Source organism: Pseudomonas sp. UM16, assembly GCF_050312595.1.
Lineage (GTDB): Bacteria > Pseudomonadota > Gammaproteobacteria > Pseudomonadales > Pseudomonadaceae > Aquipseudomonas.
Genome location: NZ_JBNPJT010000084.1, coordinates 1 through 329, shown reverse-complemented (window position 1 = coordinate 329; position 329 = coordinate 1). Strand labels below are relative to the sequence as shown.

General features: G+C 52.3%; 1 pseudogene. It reads left to right on the top strand.

Annotation, left to right across the window (positions count from 1 at the left end):
* Positions 1-67 precede the first annotated feature (67 nt).
* Positions 68-329 (top strand): annotated as a pseudogene (locus ACQRAX_RS25670) (cell division protein FtsA); the annotation flags it as partial.

Here is a 329-nt window from a genome sequence, read left to right as displayed (position 1 = left end):
ATATTACGGCCGTGCCGTCTGAAACGGTGCGACGCAAATTTCAATCAGTTTTAAGGGCAGACGAACAATGGAACAGCAGAAAAGATACATCAGCGTACTGGATATCGGTACGTCTAAAGTCCTCGCACTGATCGGGGAAGTTCAAGATGACGACAAAATCAACATCATCGGTTTGGGGCAGGCTCCTTCACGGGGCTTGCGCGCGGGCATGGTAACCAATATCGATGCCACCGTCCAAGCCATCAGGCAGGCGGTCAATGATGCCGAGCTGATGGCGGATACCAAAATTACCCACGTTACCACAGGGATCGCAGGCAACCACATCCGCA